This is a genomic window from Paenibacillus sp. FSL H7-0943 (genome assembly GCF_037963265.1).
In the GTDB taxonomy this organism is placed as follows: domain Bacteria; phylum Bacillota; class Bacilli; order Paenibacillales; family Paenibacillaceae; genus Paenibacillus_AQ; species Paenibacillus_AQ odorifer.
Genome location: NZ_CP150148.1, coordinates 4778718 through 4799375, shown reverse-complemented (window position 1 = coordinate 4799375; position 20658 = coordinate 4778718). Strand labels below are relative to the sequence as shown.

The following is a 20658-nucleotide window of genomic DNA, read 5'->3' as shown; positions in this document are numbered from 1 at the left end:
TTCATAGGGGTTTTCTTCTAGTTTTGTCGTGAGGCAGGATTCCTGATTTGCCACGTAGAAACCTTGTCCTTGAAGAGAATGGGTACTGTCTCTTAAGGCCAAGTTTTCAAAGCAACGAAGAGGAGAGTGGCAAGCATGAATTCTAATGTGGAAATGGAGCATCACAGGGGTGTGCTGATTGTCCGTTTATCTGGGGAACTCGATCATCATGCCGCCGATTTTGTAAGAATGGATATGGATGAAGCGATTATGCGGGGTCAGGTATCGCATTTGATCCTTAGTCTTAAGCATCTGCAGTTTATGGACAGTTCGGGTCTCGGCGTAATTCTGGGAAGGTATAAACTGATCCATAGTAAAGGCGGCAAAATGGTGGTGTGTGATGCAACGGCACCTGTGAAGCGACTTCTGGAAATGTCAGGCCTGTTCAAGATCATGCCCCTATATGACGACGAGAGCACTGCACTCTCGGATTTGGAGGTTGCGTTATGACAAATGGTAAGGCTGGTAACTTCATGAACGTGCAGTTCGCTGCACTCTCGGAGAACGAATCATTCGCGCGTGTAGTTGTAGCGGCGTTCGTTTCTAGGCTTGATCCTACAATGGACGAGCTGAATGATCTGAAGACAGTCGTGTCGGAGGCGGTCACCAATTGTATTATTCATGGGTATGATAGTGATCCGGAAGGGATTGTGACTATTTCAGCTTCGCTGGACAACGAAACGGTACATTTAACCATTGAGGATCAGGGACGGGGCATTGAGGATTTGGAGCTGGCACAACAGCCGCTATATACCTCAAAGCCAGAGCTGGAGCGGTCGGGCATGGGCTTTACCATTATGGAGAATTTCATGGATGAATTTGAAGTCACTAGTGAACCGGGACACGGCACTTCGATCTCAATGAAGAAAACCATCGTTTCGAAAAAAGCTTTATACAATTAGGGGTTGGAGCCATGGATGCAGAGTCAAAAAAAGCTCCGCCGACCTATTTGGACGATGCGGAGGTCAAACGTCTTATCGCGCTCAGTCAGGCCGGAGATAATCTTGCCCGGGACACACTAGTTAGCTGCAATATCCGGTTGGTCTGGTCGGTAGTGCAGCGGTTTATGAACCGCGGGTATGAACCTGACGATTTGTTCCAGATCGGTTGCATCGGGCTCTTGAAGTCCGTTGATAAGTTCGACCTCAGCTATGAGGTCAAATTCTCCACTTATGCCGTGCCGATGATCATTGGCGAGATTCAGCGTTTCCTTCGCGACGATGGAACCTTGAAAGTTAGCCGTTCTCTTAAGGAGATGGCTAATAAGGTCCGCAAGATGAAGGATGAAATGTCTAAGACGCTGGACCGTCTGCCTACCATCGGTGAAGTTGCTGAGGCACTGGGAGTTACCCCTGAAGAAGTGGTATTTGCTCAGGAAGCTAACAAGCCACCGACCTCGATTCATGAGACTGTGTTCGAGAATGATGGCGACCCGATCACACTGATTGATCAAATCGCTGACGAATCACAGGAACGCTGGTTTGATAAGCTGGCACTGAATGAGGCTATCGGAGGTCTCAGCGAGCGTGAACGGCTGATTGTTTATCTTCGATATTACCGTGACCAAACGCAGTCAGAGGTTGCTAGTCGCCTTGGGATTTCTCAAGTGCAGGTATCCCGGCTGGAGAAGAAAATATTGCAGAATATCCGCGAGCAGATTGCTCAGTAGATAATGGTTAAAATGTAAAGACGCTTGTGAAATAGCGAATAGGAAGAAAAAGCCGCCCCGAGAAGGGGGGGCTTTTTATGTGGAGGGAATCTCAATATGCATTCACTTGGTGACAAGGATATGACCTCATGGTCTATTGACATGGAAGCGAATTTGCTGACAATGTCGAATGTTTTGGAGAAATGGGTGGACTGTTCAGATCATGCTTTACCGCATAACCCCAATTTTTTACGTGAATATGTGTACAGTGAGGATCTTGAACGGTTTGATGCGTATATAGATAAATTATACTCTGGTCACCTATGTAATCTTGAGTATCGTATGCAGTTACCTGCAAAAGCGCTGAAGTGGGTTCAAAGTATAGGCACGCCCGTTTTTAATCAAGAGCATAAGGTTTGTAGAATAGATGGCGTAATCATAGATATCACGGAACAAAAAAATGCTCAAGCCCAGTTAGAGAGTAGCTTTTCTCTGTATCAGCAGATGTTTGCTACGATCGATGTGGCGATTTGGTCTTACGATTACGTATCACGGAAAATGTTATTCATATCGGATGCCATTTTCAATATCACGGGATATTCACCAGAACAGGCGAAGGAAGATGACTTTTGGCTAAGAATTGCTCCTAAAGAAGAGCGGCCTTTAATTCAAGAGATTATAACTACAGTGGGGCAAGGAATAAGCAATCTTAGTGAATATCGGATCATCCATGCCAGCGGTGAACTCCGATGGGTCCAAGTCAGGATCATTCCCAGTATGGATGAGACAGGGGCAGTGGTACGGCTCAATGGGATCTTAATCGATCATACGGAAAAAAAGCAGATGCAAGAGGTTCTATTAAAAAGCGAGCAGCGCTACAAATCCCTGTTTGACCATAACCCAGATATCGTGTGTGAATTGGATCTGCAGGGCAGCATTGTAGCTATCAATCCAGCGGCAGATCAAATTACTGGAGAAGCTTTTAATAGATTCGGAGAAAACTTATCCATTGTGAATTTATTTGGTGCAGAGAATTCGCATATGATGTCTGATTATTTTGAGAAAACGGTTGGCGGAGTTCTGCAGCATTACACGGTTACTTCTGTCCGCGAGAATGGATTAGTTAACCATTGGTCGATGAAAAACATCCCTGTACATGAAAACAATCAAATTGTGGGTACCTTTGTTATCGCAAGAGATATCACTGCATCTGTGGAGGTGGAAAAGCGGCTGGCTCAGCGAGAGGCGGAGTACAGGCTTATTACAGAGAATATGGAGGATATGATTGGGGTTCTGGATCAGCAAGGGAACTTCATTATTGCTTCGTCCTCTTGTGAGAAAATTATTGGTCTTCCTGTTGGTTCAATAAAGAACACAACCATTTTGGAGTATATTCATCCTGATGAACAAGAAGTGTTGCGGGAACAGATCTTGGATATTTTTCGGACAAAAGTATGTAAGATGTTTTACAATCGGTTTATTCACATCAAAGGTCACATTATAGATCTGGAATGCTTGGGTACACCTGTTCTTGGTGAGGATGGAGAAGTAGTTAGTATTGTGATTGTAGCGAGAGACATTACAAAAAGGGTCCAGATGGAGAGTGAACTTAGAGAAAGCGAGGAACTCAATCGGCTGCTTATTGATATGTCACCTGAAGCGGTAGTACTCCATAGTGAATATAAATTCCTTTATGTGAATTTTTCCTGTTTAGGATTGTTTGGAGTTTGCAGTGAGGATCAATTGATTGGCACCTCTATTTTTAATTGGGCCCACCCAGACTATATAACGCTGGCTAGAGATCGGATGCGTGAAATCTATTATGGACCCAATCGGATATTAGCTCCTATTGAACAAAAGGTCGTGCGGTCAGATGGATCTATTATCGATGTAGAAGTAACAGCTAGCTCAATTCTATATAAGGGTAAGGTTGCATGTATCTCTATCTTTAGGGATATCAGTGATCGGAAAAAAATTGAGGTGGAAAGACAGCTTACAGAGCAGATCATTCGGAACAGCGAGGAAAGGTATTTCAACTTACAGATGAGTCTTGATCAATTCTCGCAAGATTTGTTTGGTGCGATGAAGATCAGTCACATGGAACAACGATTACTAAAAGAAGTTAGAGAGGTCTTGCGGGTTACCAATATTTGTATGGTTGAAGTTGAAGATAACCATGATAAAATATGCGAGATTATTGAGACCGAGCAGGGCTATTCACTTAAGATCGGAGAGTTCCGAAGAAAAAGCTATATTCTATCCATTAATGAGAAGTCTATTTTATTAGAAATAAGTTCTGTTCGAGTGTGGCTGAAGACGATTACCCGTTATGTTAGTGTGTTATTTGATAATTTTTTGCTCATAGAAGATCTAACTAAGGACCTTGAGTTAGCGGCTTCCGAGCAAGCTCCGACATGGTTACTACGCTTTATGTTTAATTTATCCGAGAATGAACGCAAACGGCTTGCTCAAGATTTACATGATTCAGCACTTCAAGAACAGATCATCTGGTATCGTAAGCTTGATAATTTTTTAAGTGATAAATCCGTTACGGGGGAACTAAAGGAGCAGTTAGAACAGATCACAGAAGGTTTACTCGATGTTATCTATGAACTGCGGATGATCTGCAATGAGCTTAGACCACCAGCATTAATCAATGAGGGGCTTGCTTCCTCACTTGAGACATTGTTTGAATTTGCTCAGTTGCGGAACGACTATCAGATTTATTTTGAGTCAAACGCTTTCAGGCATAAGTTAAAAGACGAGATTCTAATAGGTCTGTACCGTATTGTGCAGGAACTTTTAGCTAATGCAGCTAAACATTCCTGTGCCACAGAAGTACGTATCTCCTTAGCTAGTGAAGGGCAACAGGTGCTTTTAGATTATGAAGATAACGGAATTGGAATGAGCCTTTTAGGAGAGGATTCTATTAAGAGTATGGGGATTTATGGGATGAAAGAAAGGGTTCGCAGTATGGATGGGACCATACGATTTCTTTCGCCAGAGAATAAGGGATTAGCTGTCTTTATATCCATACCTGCAGATTAATCATGGGGCATAATAAGGGGATAGGGGTGTATTAGGCATGATTCGAATTTTGTTAGTGGACGACCATCCCTCTGTCATGGAAGGGACTAAGATGATACTGGAACAAGAGGGAGATATGGAGGTTACCCTAGCCAATTCAGCCCATGAGGCGCTTAACATGGTGGGTAGCCATACGTTTGACGTGATGCTGTTTGATCTTCATATCGCTGATGGGAATGGGATTGATTTGGCGAAGGAAGTCTTGAAAATAAACGCAGACGCGATTATCTTAATCTACACCGGATACGAAATTACAAACAAATTCAACTTGATGATCGAATCGGGTTTGTTTGGATTTATTTCAAAAACGACCAATAGAGAGCAGTTGGTTGCAGCAGTGCGTTGTGCTTTAAGGGGAGATGTCATTTTGCCTCATACCCTAGTTAAACAGTTAAGAAAAGTATCACCTAAAGGAATGGAGATTAATATTGACCAAGCAAACCCGAAGATAAGCAAAAAAGAGCATGAAATGCTGACAGAGATTGCAAAAGGAAAAAGCAACAAGGAAATAGCAGAGATTGTACTTATGAGTCAACGATCGCTGGAATACAGTTTAACGAGTCTGTTCCAAAAACTAAATGTGAAATCAAGAATTGAAGCGGCAATAAAAGCTAAGCGACTGGGTATATTGAAGGAGTCCGATTTCAACAATTCACTATGAAAATTCGTAACAAACAAATAGATCAAAATCCCGTTCACGGTGCTGTGAGGCGGGATTTTTTGGTCTGCGCTTTTTTTGCGGGATGACGCAATATTTTTGCGTGGTCGCGCTATTTTTTTTCGGTTACCTTAATCTGCTTACCGTATATGATGAAATAGTTCCTAAGAATTACTAAAAAATGACTAACGCCAATGAGGGGCTGAGGAAAATGAAGTGGTTTTATAATTTAAGAACAGCAGTGAAGTTAATCTCCGCATTTCTGTTAGTATCCGCAATATTGTGCTTTGTAGGATTCTATGGAATTACGAATTTGAGTAAGATGGACCGCTCTATCGTGGACATGTACGAAAATCGCTTAACACCTATAGCTTATCTGGGAGAAGCGAATGAACTATTTTTAACAAATAGAATCAATATCCGTGATATAAACACGATGGCTAAAACAGCGGCAGAAAAGAAAGAATACGAAGATAAAATACATAAAAACGTTCAAAGTATTGAAGAGATCATGGGTAAATATAGCAAGACTGCGTTGAGAGCTGAAGAATTAGCCATAATGAAGGATTATCCTGAGATCTGGCAACGTTATATCACAAGTCTTGATGATACTATTGAAATTGATAAAACAAATATTAGTAATGAGAAATATACAAATTTTTTGCTTGTAAGTGATTTGCAAACAGCTACAACAGAGCTGACTGACTTTCTGCAAAATTTAATAGACATCAATATGAAGCAGGCTCAAGGTTCGATTGTTAATGCCAATGACCTTTATCAGTCCTCACGTTTGATTACTTTTAGCGTTACTATTGTTGCGCTGCTCATCAGTATTGGTCTGGGTCTTTTAATATCGCAGATCATAGCACGGCCTCTAAATCAAGTAATGCGCCTGCTAGGTAAAGTGGCCAATGGTGATTTAAGCGAAACGTCGAACCTGGAATCTAAGGACGAGATTGGAATGCTAGCTTATTCTGTTAATGAAATGGTTCTGAACCTAAGACGCACTGTTAGCGGCATTTCCTCTTCTGCGGAAAGTGTCTCAGCTGCTGCACAGCAAATCTCAGCAAGTACAGAGGAAGTAGCTAGTGGAAGTATGAGTCAAGCTAGTGCAGCACAAACGATGAATGAGTTGTTCCGAGAATTATCTGCGGCGATTAATTCAGTAGCCCAGAGTGCTGAACAGGCCTCTGAGCTTTCAGATCAAACGATGCGTATCGCTCAAGATGGAGGGATCGTGGTTAAGAACTCCGTAGAAGGAATGGCAGTACTGGATACACAAATGTCTAGACTTGCGGAAGACTCCGATAAGATTGGTGAGATTATCGCGGTGATTGAAGATATTGCCCAACAGACAAATCTGCTTGCCCTAAACGCAGCGATTGAAGCGGCCCGCGCAGGTGAACAAGGTCGAGGTTTTGCCGTTGTTGCGAATGAAGTAAGAAAGTTAGCTGAGCGGAGCAGTGGGGCTACGAAACAAATCACGGGCATTATCAAAGAAATGCAGAAGAATACGCAGCACAGTGTAAATGCCGTAGTAGAAGGAGTAGCTTTTTCACAAAAAAATGGAGAAGCCTTTGAACATATCCTTACGATGGTGAACGATACCGCTCATAAAGTAACAGAAATTGCGGCTGCCAGTGAAGAACAGGCTGCACAATCGTCTGAGGTGATGTTCTCAATTGAGAGCATATCCGCCGCAACTGAAGAAATGGCGGCAAGCAGCAGTGAAACGGCAACGACGGCCAATGCTTTGGCTCAGCTAGCAGAAGAGTTAAATAGTCTGGTATCTATTTTTAAAGTTAAATAAACAGTGTCAGGGGTATTATCATTGATAGGAGAGGAGAAGTAGTGCAAAAAATAAAGGTGCTCGTTGTAGCTGCTTCAGTAACCATGCGTAAACAGATCTCGAACCTAATTTCGGAGGATTCAACCCTCGAGGTCATTGGAGTAGCTCGAAATGCATCCGAAGCGATCAGCATGGTTCAAAGACTCAGGCCCGATGTCGTGGCTATAGATATAGAAATGCCGGAATTGAACGGGTTGGTAGCACTCACAAGCATAATGTCTCAGCGGCCAACACCTATACTTATCCTGAGCTCCGCTACAAAGGATGGAATAACAGCAACCATTACTGCTTTACAAAATGGTGCAGTGGATTTCATATCCAAGCCGGCTCAATCTTATGGACCTGGTCTATACAGCATAAAAGATGAGTTATTATTCAAAATTAAGAAAGCCGCTGAAATTCCTTTAAGAACTCTTATTCTTAACAATATAAACATCTCCAAAGTGAAAGCTCGACAAGAGAAGCAAAACAACGTTAAGAATGGATGTACAGAAGTTATTGAGCAGATCGTGGGAATTGGATGCGGAGTAGGGGGGCCGAAAGCATTAGAAATCTTAATTTCCTCGCTCCCGGCGAGCTTCCCGTATCCCCTGCTGGTTGTTCAACATATCCCGCCCAAGTACACAAAAGCATTGGCGGAACGACTGAATCGGTTCTCAAGTGTACGGGTGGTGGAAGCCAAGGACAAGCAATCGGTGCTCGGGGGAACCGTCTATATCGCTCCAGGTAATTCTCATATGACCATCATTCAGGAGGGGCAGGATCTCAGAATAAAACTTATGAAAAAGCCTGCAGTGAATGGGCACTGTCCTTCGGTCGATATTTTGTTTGATTCTATATCTGCATTAACTGGTCTACAGCAGCATTTAATCCTAATGACCGGAATGGGAAATGACGGCGCTAAAGGGATGCTGGCTGCTAAACACGCTGGCGCCCAATCAACGCTAGTAGAATCGCAAGAAACTTCTATTGAAAGTGAAATGCCTGAAGCAGCCGCGAAGCTGGGTTGTGTGGATTACGAGCTGCCCTCGCATTTGTTAGCCTCGAAGATTATGGAGGTTACGGGGGAGCTGAGATACCGGAGGGACGCATTTCCATTGGTTTGAACGGTCTTATTTTACTTCTAAAAAAGCGTTGGCAGAATAAAATCCGCCAATGCTTTTTTGTATTTCAGGTTGACACTTTCAAGTGATAACAATTATCATTTACGGAGCTAGAGTAGAGATCATGTAACTCATCGTATACAACGAGCGAAGAAGGAGAGGTTTGCGATGACTTTAAATATATTGAATATGGAAATTCATGATCTTTTTGATCAATTTACTGAACGGATAGAGGGGCATGTTGAGCATAACCAATGGGAACAGCGGCTTACTATTCCTTCACATATTGGCAAGGGAAGCGTCACCCGTACACGGATTCGTCCAGGTATGGAGATTATGTATACGGACATAACTTACGAACAGGATATGAAGCTCCACATTCAAGAAGCTTGTCCGTTGTTTGAACTAAGCTATAATCTAAGCGGAGAAATCTATTGCGAATGGAACGGCAAGGAAAGTTACACGGATAAACAAATGGGCAATGTCCTTTTTCTAGAGGATGTTCAGGTGTATGAAGAGAAAAAAGCAGGTGTCCCCAATCAATTGCTGGAAATACGGTTTGCTCCTAGTGAACTGCTGAATTACGCCGGAGATTTATCGGAGACACAGCAAATGGAAACCTGGCTTAGACATCATCGTGGAAATATTGATCGTTATCCAGATACTGCGGCAATCCGAAAATGTGTCTCCGAAATGATCCACTGTACCTATCATGGAACATTGAGACGTTTATATATGGAGAGCAAAGCCCTTGAATTTATTGCTTTGTTTGGTGAGTCTGATGGTTACGGTTCTATTAGCGATAGTATGACGCTGCGGCATGATGATATTACTAATCTGAAGCGGGTACATGAATTGGTGCAAATCCATTTCGAACAACCGTTATCTATACGTGAGTTGGCTAAGCGGGTAGGTATCAACGAATTCAAGCTGAAAAAAGGCTTCCGCGAATTATTTGGCATGACGATCTTCGAGCTTGTACGTATAAAAAGGATGGAGAAAGCGCTCTGGTATATGGAGGTTGAAGGTTTGAATATAGGGAAAACAGCTGTTTCGGTCGGATATAGCAATGTCAGCAATTTCACGACGACCTTCCGTAAGCATTATGGCTGCAATCCAAGCGAATACTTAAAACGTATCGAACAACAGAGTTTGGAACGAAACAGGCTGTAGGAAGATTTGTAAATGCAGAAAGCTTAAAGCTTCAAGTGTTAGAACATAGGGTTCGGAATCGAACGTTATCTTCTGCATGCTTGAGGTTTTTTTGTGTTTGCTCCCTTATCAAGGAGTGAACCTCCCTTAACAGGTAGAGAAAAAGACCACTCTGAATGATAATAATTTCATAGATTGCAGATAAAAAGGTGGTCATACAATGGAACAACAACAAGTAGATTCGCGACGGTGGTATGCGCTGGGGGTTATTTTACTGCCAACATTACTTATTTCATTAAATACTTATATGATTCAAGTTGCGCTTCCATCTATGCAATATAGCTTGAACGCAAGCTTTTCGGAAGCACAGCTTATCGTTACCGGATTTTCGCTAGGATTAGCTGTGGCGTTGATTATTAGCGGAAAGCTTGGGGATATATACGGCAGAAAACGGATGTTGATGATCGGGGTGAGCGGGTTTACGGTCATGGCAGTGTTAGGCGGACTGACCTCAGATCCGGCTCTTCTGATTGTTATTCGGATTGTGCAGGGATTGGCTGCGGCGCTTATTCAACCTCAGGTTCTATCTACGCTGCAGGTCAGCTTTCTGCCAAAGGAAAAAGGGTTTGTTTTCGGCATTTACGGCGCAATGATTGGCATTGGATTTGCATTCGGATTCATCCTCGGAGGTACTATTGTGAATTGGAATCCGTTCGATCTCGGTTGGCGGATAGTATTTTTTTTCAATGTGCCATTTGGACTTCTCGTCCTGCTGTTAATGCCGATTGTACCTGAAACACGGGCTGAGCAGGCGCACAGTATTGATTGGACTGGAAGCTTCCTTCTGCTGATCGGTTTGTTCCTGTTGATCTATCCGTTGTCAGAGGGACAAAAACAAGGGTGGCCGTTGTGGATTTTTGGCTGTCTAATGTTAGCTCTTTTCGTGTTGTTTACTTTTATCTGGGTTGAAAATCGAAAGGGAAAGCAGGGGACGTTACCGTTAGTCGATCTGTCTATTTTCAGAGATCGAACATTTAGCGCTGGTCTGGCAACCGTTCTTGTCCTTTATCTAAGTATGTTCTCTTTCTTTTTTATTTTGAGCTATTATATGCAATTTGGTTTGCACTATAGTGTTCAAGATACGAGTATGGTTTTCTTGCCTATAGGGATAGGCTTTTTTATGACTTCCCTAATCTCTTCTCGAATGGTCAAAAGATGGGGGATGAGTGTACTTAAGATAGGAGCGCTGATGATGGGGAGCTGTAGTCTGCTGCTTATGTTAGAGCTAAATGTGGACGTTACGCAGCTGCTAGACCCTCGTAATATCCTACTATTATTGATATATGGTTTCGGTCTTGGAATGGCTACTACGCCCCTAGTTAACGTCACGCTTAGTTCAGTACCCACAAAGATCACGGGCACGGGTTCAGGCTTGATCACTACCTTTATGTATTTTGCGAATTCGTTAGGAGTGGCGTTAATCGGTATTTTATTCTCCGCTTCGCTAAAGCATTCTCTTTTGGAAGCAGATCTAGCGGATTATGTAAGGGCGTTTTCCTTCTCATTAGCAGCAATCGGAGGACTTGCTTTTACTGGTTTTCTTTGCCTTTGTTTTTTGCGGGAGCGGAAATTGTAGAGGAGGTATCCTGCTTTTTTTGCGCTGTGAGCAATCTAACAAACGAACGCCCTTCTTAGCTTTATAGTAATACCGAGTGATTGAATTCCATTTAATGTAACTCACTCCAAACCTATCAATGAGAAGGTGCCAGGATGTCCATACTGCAAGTAGAGAATCTCTCGAAAGAATATAAAGGCAAAGGCAAAACGAATCGGTTTCGAGCGCTGAACGGGATTAGTCTTAGTGTGGATAGCGGCGAGTTTGTGGCGATTATGGGACCCTCGGGGAGCGGGAAAACAACACTTTTAAATATACTAAGCGGAATCGACACGGAGTATAGTGGGGTTGTAAGAATTGCAGATACTAGTATAAGTGAGATGTCCAAGAACGAGCTTGCGATTTTTCGCCGGCAGCGTATGGGATTCGTTTTTCAGGATTACAATCTGCTGGATAGTCTGACCCTACGGGAAAATATCATGGTGCCCATGGTGCTGGATGATCAAGAGGTAGAAGATATCAATGCCAAGACAGATGAGACGTTATCGCTATTCGATCTGGATGAGGTGAAGGACAAATATCCTTATATGGTTTCAGGGGGGCAACAGCAGCGGGCGGCGATCAGCAGGGCGATTATAAATCATCCAGATGTGATTTTTGCGGACGAGCCGACGGGGAATTTGGATTCCAAAACCTCGAGTACGGTGATGAAGACCTTCGCCAAGCTCAACACTCTAAAAGGAGCAACGATAGTGATGGTCACGCATGATCCTTTTGCGGCCAGCTATTGTAATCGGGTGCTTTTTATCAAAGATGGGAAGGCTCTACTAGAGATTGCTAGAGAGAATAAAGAGCGCAGAGCATTTTTGGATCTGATTCTGGAGAACCTGGCCTTTATTGGAGGGGGAGAAGATGACCTTTAGGAGAATGGCATTTCAGATATTTAAGGCGAATCTTAGAAGATATTTGTTATTTTTCCTATGCAGCAGCTTTACGGTCATGATCTTTTTTACATTTTATTCGCTGTACAGTAATCCTGATTTTAATGACCCTTATCAAGTGAATGGGATGGTGTCAGGTAATTTATATGCTCCTTTTTTGGTGATAAGGGTGTTTGCTGTTCTGTTTATTGTATATGCTCAAATGGCCTTTTTAAAATTCAGAAAAAGCGACTTTGGGCTATTAATGGTACTTGGAATGACAAGCCACAATATCCGCAAAATCATTTTGTTCGAGAATAGCATGATCGCTTTAGCCTCGATTCTCACTGGTTTAGGTACAGGGACAGTTTTCTCCGGTATTTTTTTCTTGATTGTTTCGCTGTTTGTAAATATTGGGGACAGTGCTTTTATACTGACGCCCGATAGTTATCTGTATACCATTAAATTCTTCGCGGTGATTTACATAGTTGTGATTGCAGTCAATTTGCTACTAACTTTGCGATACAGTATTTTACGTCTTTTAAAAGAGTCCAGAACCGCAGAACGCAACCTGATTCATGGGAAAATCACCGGGGTCATCGGAGTTTTGCTCTTGGGAATCTCCGTTTATAATATGCTCACTCATTACAACCCTTCCGATGCTCGCATGATGTTAATAAATCTGGGAATTAGTATGTTAGGCGTTTATTTGCTGCTGTCAGGACTTGGGGACTGGTTGAAACTTTTTATATCGCGATCAAGCAGAGCATATCACAAGCACCTGCTGTTTAGTTCCAATTTGATCTATACCCTTGGTCGCTCCAAAATAGTGCTTTCTCTTATCACCTTCCTCGTCTTCATCACGATTTCTCTAAGCGGAATTATTTTTTATTTGACCTGGAATGCTGAGGATATTCCGGTTGCAAACAATCCATATGATATTGCCTATTCAGAAGTATTCGGAAAAAATAGCATCTCACCAAAAATACTAAGCGAGATCACGGATCATGGCGCCACGCCGCTGCTTTCACACCAAAAGCTGGAGTATATCGACTTGTTTAATTTCAAAATATTTCTGGACCAGAATATAAACGCATTAATCGGCACTGATTATCATGTGGAGAAAGATCACTTTCTAAATCTGGCCATAGTTGCACAAGGAGAAGAGTGGAAGAATCAAAGACCGGAAATGCCCACCTTTGATCTGATGCTTGCTTCCGGGAAGCATACGCTGTATTCACAAGGTATCCTATTTGACATGGTATTTAACCCTGTGCCGAATCTAATGAATGGTCTTCATATCATTTTAAACGAAGAGGATTATATGGCGCTGAAAGCGGAAAATAAAAAAGCGATCGGTAATCTTCAGCTCCTGAATTTTAAGGATTGGAAAAAAACTGCGGATATAGATGCTAAGTTAAATGCCGCTTTAGCCAAATATAACAAAGACAATACAGAGTCCTGGTATGGCAATGAACGGCAAGAGGCCCTCGTATTCTCTACGAAGTCTAGAATAAGTGACTATCTACAGTTACAGGAGTCTGGCCGATTTGGAATCTTCGTAATTTCATTTGTTGGTTTAATATTTTTCGGCGCCTCCGGGATAGTGCTGCATTTCAGTATTCAGACCGATTTAGAGCGTGAGCGGATCAAATTCAGGAAGCTGAACAAGATTGGAATTACTTCTAAGGACGTGGCTCGCATTATAGGCGGCCCTTTAAAAGTGCTGTTTTTTCTCCCGTATGCATTAGGTATTGCGTTGTCTTCTTTTTATGTTGTTAGTTCTTCCAGGGTTGAAATGTCTACAGCTCTGGAGCCGATGTGGTTTTGTTTGTTAGTAGGCGGAGCGTATCTTTTATTTCAAGTCCTCTTTTATCGTATATACACCAAAATATACACTCACAATATGCTGGCACATATTCAGCTACTCGATATTCCCTTAATAGACCAAAAAGAGATTTCAATTTAATCCCAAATATGATAATATTGGTGCACAAAACGTGGGGGGATTCCATTTGAAAAAGATTTTTTCCAGAATTGCAGTCGCATTAATGATCTTGACCCTTGTTGCGATAGTCACTTGCTTTTATATTGGTGAATTCACCTATGCGTATGGATTAATTTTGGTGCTGTTTTTCGTATTTGCGGGGATGGGGCAGCTCTATAAGCTTAAAAATGATGAGTATATGTACAAAAAACTAAATAACACCGATGAGTATAATGAATATACTAGATGATATAAATTTAACAGAAACTTCTTATGTATAGCCAAACACCCCACTTTAGACAGTGCCTAAAGAGGGGTGTTTTTGTATGTGCCTATGTTTATTTCTTACCGTTGCGTTCAAGAATCATATCTACGAACAGATCAATCTGTGCGGTAATCGCAATCGGATCATAGCGGTAGTAGGTATCAAAATCATTGTAAAATAGATGATCGTTCTTCGCAGCATCAAGTCCGTTCCAAACTGGAGATTCCTTCAGTTCTTTCAGCTTATCCCCTTTTTTGTCAGGATCATAAGTGGTGAGGAACATGTAGTCAGCAGCATATTCGGGCAATAGCTCCATGGACAGCTGCAACGTTTGGTTGTCGTTGCTGTTCTTAGTAGGCATTTTTAGCTTAAGTGCGTTATAAAGGGCTTGTCCACCCCGGCCAGCATTATTTCCGAAGGTCCATAGCTCCCCTTTATCAGTCAGCTCATAGATTCCAAAAGTATCATTTTCATTTACGACACCTTTAAGCTTCTCGCGGCCTTCAGCAGCCTTTTTCTCAAAGTCAGCAATAAATTGTTCAGCTTTGTCAGGCACACCTACAATGTCACCGAACAGTTTAACAGTTTCATAGATATTTGTAGCGGTTCCGTATGGAATATGAATGGTTGGAGCAATTTTGGATAAAGCATCGTAGTTATCATCGTACATAACGACGATCAGGTCAGGTGTAAGTTCCAGAGCTTTCTCGGCGTTAACCGGAGCACCGACATCTTGTGTGTTTGTGAGCAGGTCTTTCAAGAAGGGATTATCAAAGGTACTAGGTTCGACACCTACAACATTTGCTCCTACGGAGAGCAACTCCCCACCATAATAATCTGTAATAATCCGCTGTGGTTTTACAGGTATCTGTACAGTACCTTTAGTGGTTTCATAGCTACGCATTTCAGCAGCTGAAGCCTCAGGAGCAGCCGTTGGCTCAGTGCTTGGTGCTGTAGTTGCTTCTGTTGTTGCTGTTGATTTATTAGATGAAGCATTGTTCGTTCCCCCGCAAGCTGTCACAAATACAGACAATAACATTATGAGTGCCAGGATGGGGAAGAGGGTCTTTCTTTTTAGCATGATAAACCTCCCTATATATATGTACCAATAAATAATAATGAGAATCATTATCATTATTATTTTCAATTTGAACTTTATCAAATCCTAGATTTCCTGTCAATGCAATAAAATAAATGCCTCCTATTAAATCTATCTATTGCCAAACCTAGGAAGGCTCATTTACAATAGCATAGTGATAATGAGAATCAATTTCATAGAAATAGGGTGGCATTCATGAATCAACAGATATCTTCCAAGATTAGACCTAATAAAGGGTCAGCCATACAAGAGTTCCGTTCACGTCCTTGGGCTGCCACGTTAATCTTGGTTGGCGGTCTGGTACTATTAGCACTAGGTATCGCTGTTTCAGTCTCCTTCGGAGCGGCTGATATTAAGCTTTCTGTGGTGTGGGCAGCCGTGTTTCACTTTAATCCGGAGATCATGGATCATCAGATTATTAGAGAATTACGATTACCCCGTGTACTTGGCGGGGCCATGATAGGGGCAAGCTTTGCAGTTGCGGGTGCCATTATGCAGGGGATGACCCGAAATCCACTCGCAGATTCAGGTTTGATGGGCATTAACTCAGGCGCAGGATTTGCGCTGGCGCTTTGTTTTGCATTTTTCCCGAATTTATCGTTTATGTATTTGATCCTATATTCCTTCGTTGGTGCCGGAGTAGGGGCTGGGGTTGTGTATGGGGTCGGATCATTGGCCAAGGGAGGGCTGACTCCTGCTCGTCTGGTGCTGGCGGGTGCTGCTTTTAGTGCACTGCTGTCAGCGCTGAGTGAAGGGGTTGCTTTATATTTTCACATTGGGCAAGATTTGGCTTTCTGGTATGCGGGAGGCGTGGCTGGGACGAAATGGATTCAGCTTAAAGTCATGTTCCCTTGGATAGGAGCGGCGTTAATAGGAGCTATGGTATTATCCCGGTCGATTACAATGCTCAGCCTAGGTGACGATGTTGCTAAAGGGCTAGGCCAGCGCACAGGGCTTGTTAAGCTGGCAGGGACTTTAATTGTATTGATTCTGGCTGGATCATCAGTTGCCGTAGTAGGAGCCGTTGGGTTCATTGGACTAATTATTCCCCATTTGACCCGTTTTTTTGTAGGTGTGGATTACAGATGGATCATTCCATGTTCAGCTATTCTCGGCAGTCTGCTTGCAGTATTTGCAGATTTAACAGCGCGGATGATTAATCCCCCTAATGAAACGCCGCTGGGAGCCATTATTGCACTGATCGGTGTACCGTTCTTCCTTTATCTTGCACGTAAAGAAAGGAGGGAACTGTAATGATAGAGAAAACTTCATTCGATTCCTTCCAAGCCGCCAAAAATAAACGTGGCTTAGTTATAATGATTATTTTAGCTGTACTGATTGTTATTGCTTTTATTATTAGTATGAATACAGGATACATACGTTTGACACCTATGGAGCTGCTTAATACGTTATTCGGTAAAGGGACGGATAAGCAAGAGTTAATCTTGTTTCAATTTCGGTTACCGCGTATTGTGATCTCCGTTCTGATAGGCGCAGGTTTGGCTGTATCCGGAGCTGTGATGCAGGGCGTCTTTCGTAATGCTTTGGCCGACCCCGGCATCTTAGGGATTAACGCTGGCGCAGGAATTATGGTTATGCTGTTAATTTCTTTTTATCCAACGGCAACCGCGGCTCCGGTGTATCTGCTGCCTATGGTAGCGTTTGTTGGTGCGGCAATTACTGCTGCCTTGATTTATGTCTTAGCTTATAAACGGCATGAAGGAATAAAACCCATGCGCCTGTTGCTGACCGGTGTAGCGGTTGCAGCTGGAATGAGTGCAGCGATGATCGTGCTGACTCTTCGGCTGGATCCGGAGAAGTATCAGTTTGTGGCTACTTGGCTTGCCGGGAGTATTTGGGGCACAAGCTGGAAGTTTGTACTTTCATTACTACCATGGATCGTAATTCTCGTGCCGTATGTCATCTATAAAGCAAGGGTAATGAACGTCCTTAATTTGGGTGAACAGACAGCCGTAGGACTTGGGGCTGCTGTAACCAAAGAACAATTCCGGCTTCTTGCGGCTGCGGTTGGTCTAGCTGCGGCAAGTGTTGCTGTGAGTGGCGGGATTGGCTTTGTCGGACTTGTCGGCCCCCATTTGGCGAGACGACTAGTTGGACCCAAACATCAGCTCATGCTGCCAACCTCAGCGCTGCTCGGCTCACTGCTAGTCATTATAGCGGATACCATTGGACGCTGGATCTTACAGCCATCTGAGATCCCCACTGGAATCGTTGTTGCTGTAATTGGAGCGCCATACTTTTTGTATTTGCTAGCCCGTACTAAATCTTGATGAAAGAAGATGGTCACTCACCGGAAGGAGCGAATTTTTACAATGTTGCGTCGTTTTTTTGCTTACTATAGACCCTATAAGGGATTGTTTATTCTTGACTTCTCCTGTGCTATTGCTGCTGCACTGCTGGAACTAGTCTTCCCGCTGGCTGTTAACCGGGTAGTGGATGATATGCTGCCAAGTGGGAATTGGAAATGGATTCTCTATTCTTGCCTCGGTTTGCTGGGGATCTATATCGTCAGCGCCTTTATGCATTTTGTCGTCACTTATTGGGGGCATAAGCTGGGGATTAATATCGAGTCGGATATGAGAAAAAAGCTGTTTGATCGTGTACAGAAGCTCTCTTTCAACTTCTTCGATAATAATAAAACAGGCCATTTGGTCTCACGGATGACAAATGATCTGATGGACATCGGTGAGATTGCCCACCATGGTCCTGAAGATTTATTCATAGCAGTGATGACGCTGCTGGGTGTATTCGGTATCATGCTTAGCATTAATTGGCAATTAGCTATTCTGACCTTTGTAATTGTCCCGCTGATGATTTATTTATCCATGTACTTCAGTCGCAAAATGTCAAAAGCGTTCCACATCATGTTCGCGGACATTGCTGACTATAACGCACGCGTAGAGAACAATGTAAGCGGGATTCGTGTTGTGCAAGCTTTTGCTAATGAGAATCATGAAATTTCCCGCTTTGCAGTTAATAACGAACGCTTCCGTATTACGAAGCTAATGACCTACCGAATTATGGCTTGGAATTCATCCTTTAGCTTTGTGCTCATGAAGCTGGTCTCGTTATTCGTTCTTGTGTGCGGAACCTATTTTGTAATCCAGAAGCAGATGACCTACGGTGAATTTATTGCCTTTGTGATGTTGTCTAATGTCTTCTTAGGACCTTTGCAACAGATTAATTCGGTCATTGAGACCTATCCTAAAGGGATCGCTGGTTTCAAACGTTATCTTGAACTGCTGGAGACGGAGCCGGATGTTGATGACGCAAAAGACGCTAAGCCAGTGTCTCATCTGTCAGGGAATATAACCTTCCAGGATGTAGCTTTTGCTTATAGTGATAAAGAAAAGGTGTTAACCAATGTGAACTTATCGATTTCAGCAGGAGAGACCGTTGCGCTTGTGGGTCCATCCGGTGCTGGTAAGACAACACTTTGCAGCTTGCTGCCACGCTTTTACGATGTAAGCGAAGGCAACATCTCTATTGATGGAATAGATATTCGCTCCATGACGTTGGAATCACTTCGTTCCCATATCGGGATTGTACAACAAGATGTATTCCTGTTTGACGGAACTATCCGTGAGAACATTGCTTACGGCAGATTGGGAGCTTCCGATGAAGAAATCTGGGAGGCTGCAGGGCGCGCTCAGCTGGAAGAACTGATTAAATCTCAGCCCGCCGGGCTGGATACAATGATCGGAGAGAGAGGCGTCAAGCTTTCTGGCGGTCAGAAGCAGAGGTTGTCCATCGCCCGGATGTTCTTGAAGAATCCGACGATTCTCATTCTGGACGAAGCTACATCTGCACTGGATACTGAAACGGAGTCCGCTATACAAGAGGCGCTCGCAGAGTTGTCTGAGGGACGCACAACACTTGTTATTGCTCATCGCCTTGCAACGATCAGAAATGCGGACCGGATTGTTGTCGTTGCGGAAGGTGGCATCGCAGAACAAGGTAAGCATGAGGAACTGCTGCAGACTGCCGGAATTTACAGCCGATTGCATGAAGCGCAGTTTGGAGCTTAAGTAGCTGAAGGGATCACTAGAATATAATTTTGGAGGGACACAATGAATAAACAACTGGAATTATACGATGTAACCATTATTGGTGGCGGACCTGCTGGGATGTATACAGCTTTTTATAGCGGAATGAGAGACTTGAAGACAAAGTTAATTGAAGCGAAGGATGAGCTCGGAGGAAGAATGCTTATTTATCCCGAAAAAATGATCTGGGATGTAGGAGGCGTAACCCCAACTCTTTGTCATCAACTAATCGGTCAGCTCAAGGAGCAGGCTCAAACCTTCGATCCGACTATTGTGCTGGGTCAGCAAATTATGAATCAAGAGAGACAAGAGGATGGAACGTACATCCTGACCTCTTCTACTGGGGAACAACATTGGACCCGCACAGTCATTTTGGCCATTGGTTACGGAATTCTGCAGATGGCAAAGCTTGAAATTGAAGGTGCAGATCGTTATGAGGTGACAAATCTTCATTATACCGTTCAAGAGCTGGAGCCGTTCCGCGGTAAAAGAGTGCTAATCTCCGGTGGAGGCAACTCCGCAGTAGATTGGGCGAATGAATTGGAGCCTATCGCTGCAAGTGTGACGATTGCACATCGTCGTGAACAGTTTGGCGGGCATGAGAAAAACATTGTACGGATGAAGGAATCCTCAGTCAATGTCCGTGCGCCATATGCAGTAAGCCAATTACACAGCAGTAATGGTGAAACGATAGATCAGGTTACGATCAGTCATATAGAGACAGGTGAAACAGAGCAGTTTGAAGTGGATGCTGTCATTGTGAATCATGGTCTGAAAAGCGATTTTGGTCCGTTAAAAGAATGGGGTCTTGATATGGGCGAGTGGTGTGCGAATGTAACCGATAAGCTGGAGACCAATCTTCCGGGTATATTTGCAGCAGGTGACTTTGTGGATTATGCAAGCAAGGTTCGTTTGATCGCAGGTACTTTCACTGATGCGGCTCTGGCGCTTAATAGCGCTAAGCTGTACATAGACCCAACCGCGGCCAAAGTCGCTTACGTATCTTCTCACAATGAACGGTTCAAAGAGAAGAATAAAGCGCTTGGAGTCGTTGACGACCACTAAGGATAGAGGCTTCTCAAACCATAAAATCTGAAGTTTTATATAAGGCGTATAGGGGATCTTATCCATTTCGAGCGGAGAGAAACCTTATACGCTTGCTTTATATT

17 protein-coding genes are annotated in these 20658 nt (G+C 43.2%); 16 read left to right on the top strand and 1 reads right to left on the bottom strand.

Annotated features, from left to right (window positions below; translation table 11 throughout):
- Positions 1–135 precede the first annotated feature (135 nt).
- The 12 genes from spoIIAA to NSQ55_RS21005 all read left to right on the top strand — a co-directional run bounded on the left by spoIIAA (position 136) and on the right by NSQ55_RS21005 (position 14308).
- Positions 136–489, top strand: a complete 354-nt coding sequence (gene spoIIAA, locus NSQ55_RS21060; RefSeq protein WP_036676057.1) for an anti-sigma F factor antagonist — start codon at positions 136–138, stop codon at positions 487–489.
- Positions 486–941: an anti-sigma F factor gene (gene spoIIAB / locus NSQ55_RS21055; protein WP_036676058.1), complete on the top strand. Its 456-nt coding sequence runs from the start codon at positions 486–488 to the stop codon at positions 939–941. The genes spoIIAA and spoIIAB overlap by 4 nt, the downstream gene beginning before the upstream one ends.
- A gap of 11 nt (positions 942–952) precedes the next feature.
- The gene (gene sigF / locus NSQ55_RS21050) at positions 953–1708 is read left to right on the top strand and encodes an RNA polymerase sporulation sigma factor SigF (RefSeq protein ID WP_036676059.1); all 756 of its coding nucleotides are present in this window, start codon (positions 953–955) and stop codon (positions 1706–1708) included.
- Positions 1709–1804: 96 nt separating this feature from the next.
- Positions 1805–4735, top strand: coding sequence for a PAS domain S-box protein (locus NSQ55_RS21045; protein WP_339168940.1), 2931 nt, complete (start codon positions 1805–1807; stop codon positions 4733–4735).
- A 37-nt stretch (positions 4736–4772) separates the two neighbouring features.
- On the top strand, positions 4773–5435 hold the full coding sequence (locus tag NSQ55_RS21040) for a response regulator transcription factor (RefSeq protein ID WP_076219667.1): 663 nt from the start codon (positions 4773–4775) through the stop codon (positions 5433–5435).
- A gap of 208 nt (positions 5436–5643) precedes the next feature.
- Positions 5644–7242, top strand: a complete 1599-nt coding sequence (locus NSQ55_RS21035; protein ID WP_076184111.1) for a methyl-accepting chemotaxis protein — start codon at positions 5644–5646, stop codon at positions 7240–7242.
- Positions 7243–7283: 41 nt separating this feature from the next.
- Entirely contained in the window at positions 7284–8387 is a 1104-nt protein-coding gene (gene cheB, locus NSQ55_RS21030) for a chemotaxis-specific protein-glutamate methyltransferase CheB (protein WP_339168938.1), read from the top strand.
- 165 nt (positions 8388–8552) lie between these two features.
- The gene (locus NSQ55_RS21025; protein WP_076129500.1) at positions 8553–9557 is read left to right on the top strand and encodes a helix-turn-helix domain-containing protein; all 1005 of its coding nucleotides are present in this window, start codon (positions 8553–8555) and stop codon (positions 9555–9557) included.
- 199 nt (positions 9558–9756) lie between these two features.
- Positions 9757–11172, top strand: coding sequence for an MFS transporter (locus tag NSQ55_RS21020; RefSeq protein WP_339168936.1), 1416 nt, complete (start codon positions 9757–9759; stop codon positions 11170–11172).
- 134 nt (positions 11173–11306) lie between these two features.
- The gene (locus tag NSQ55_RS21015) at positions 11307–12074 is read left to right on the top strand and encodes an ABC transporter ATP-binding protein (protein ID WP_339168934.1); all 768 of its coding nucleotides are present in this window, start codon (positions 11307–11309) and stop codon (positions 12072–12074) included.
- Positions 12064–14040, top strand: a complete 1977-nt coding sequence (locus NSQ55_RS21010) for an ABC transporter permease (RefSeq protein ID WP_339168932.1) — start codon at positions 12064–12066, stop codon at positions 14038–14040. Before NSQ55_RS21015 ends, NSQ55_RS21010 begins: the two co-directional genes overlap by 11 nt.
- Before the next feature lie 46 nt (positions 14041–14086).
- Entirely contained in the window at positions 14087–14308 is a 222-nt protein-coding gene (locus tag NSQ55_RS21005; protein ID WP_042190339.1) for a hypothetical protein, read from the top strand.
- Between the two features lie 88 nt (positions 14309–14396).
- On the opposite strand, the gene NSQ55_RS21000 is transcribed toward NSQ55_RS21005, so the two are convergent.
- Positions 14397–15404, bottom strand: coding sequence for an ABC transporter substrate-binding protein (locus NSQ55_RS21000; protein WP_076184088.1), 1008 nt, complete (start codon positions 15402–15404; stop codon positions 14397–14399).
- Between the two features lie 213 nt (positions 15405–15617).
- On the opposite strand from NSQ55_RS21000, the gene NSQ55_RS20995 reads away from it, so the two are divergent.
- Genes NSQ55_RS20995 through NSQ55_RS20980 form a run of 4 tightly spaced genes read left to right on the top strand, consistent with a single transcriptional unit; the run spans position 15618 to position 20554 of the window.
- Positions 15618–16676, top strand: coding sequence for an iron ABC transporter permease (locus NSQ55_RS20995; RefSeq protein WP_076129506.1), 1059 nt, complete (start codon positions 15618–15620; stop codon positions 16674–16676).
- Positions 16676–17713 (top strand): iron ABC transporter permease, encoded by a 1038-nt coding sequence (locus tag NSQ55_RS20990; protein ID WP_076129507.1) that lies wholly within the window; start codon positions 16676–16678, stop codon positions 17711–17713. The genes NSQ55_RS20995 and NSQ55_RS20990 overlap by 1 nt, the downstream gene beginning before the upstream one ends.
- A gap of 42 nt (positions 17714–17755) precedes the next feature.
- Complete coding sequence (locus tag NSQ55_RS20985; RefSeq protein WP_076104415.1) at positions 17756–19471, top strand: ABC transporter ATP-binding protein; 1716 nt, start codon at positions 17756–17758, stop codon at positions 19469–19471.
- 42 nt (positions 19472–19513) lie between these two features.
- On the top strand, positions 19514–20554 hold the full coding sequence (locus NSQ55_RS20980) for an NAD(P)/FAD-dependent oxidoreductase (RefSeq protein ID WP_076129508.1): 1041 nt from the start codon (positions 19514–19516) through the stop codon (positions 20552–20554).
- Positions 20555–20658: the final 104 nt, after the last annotated feature.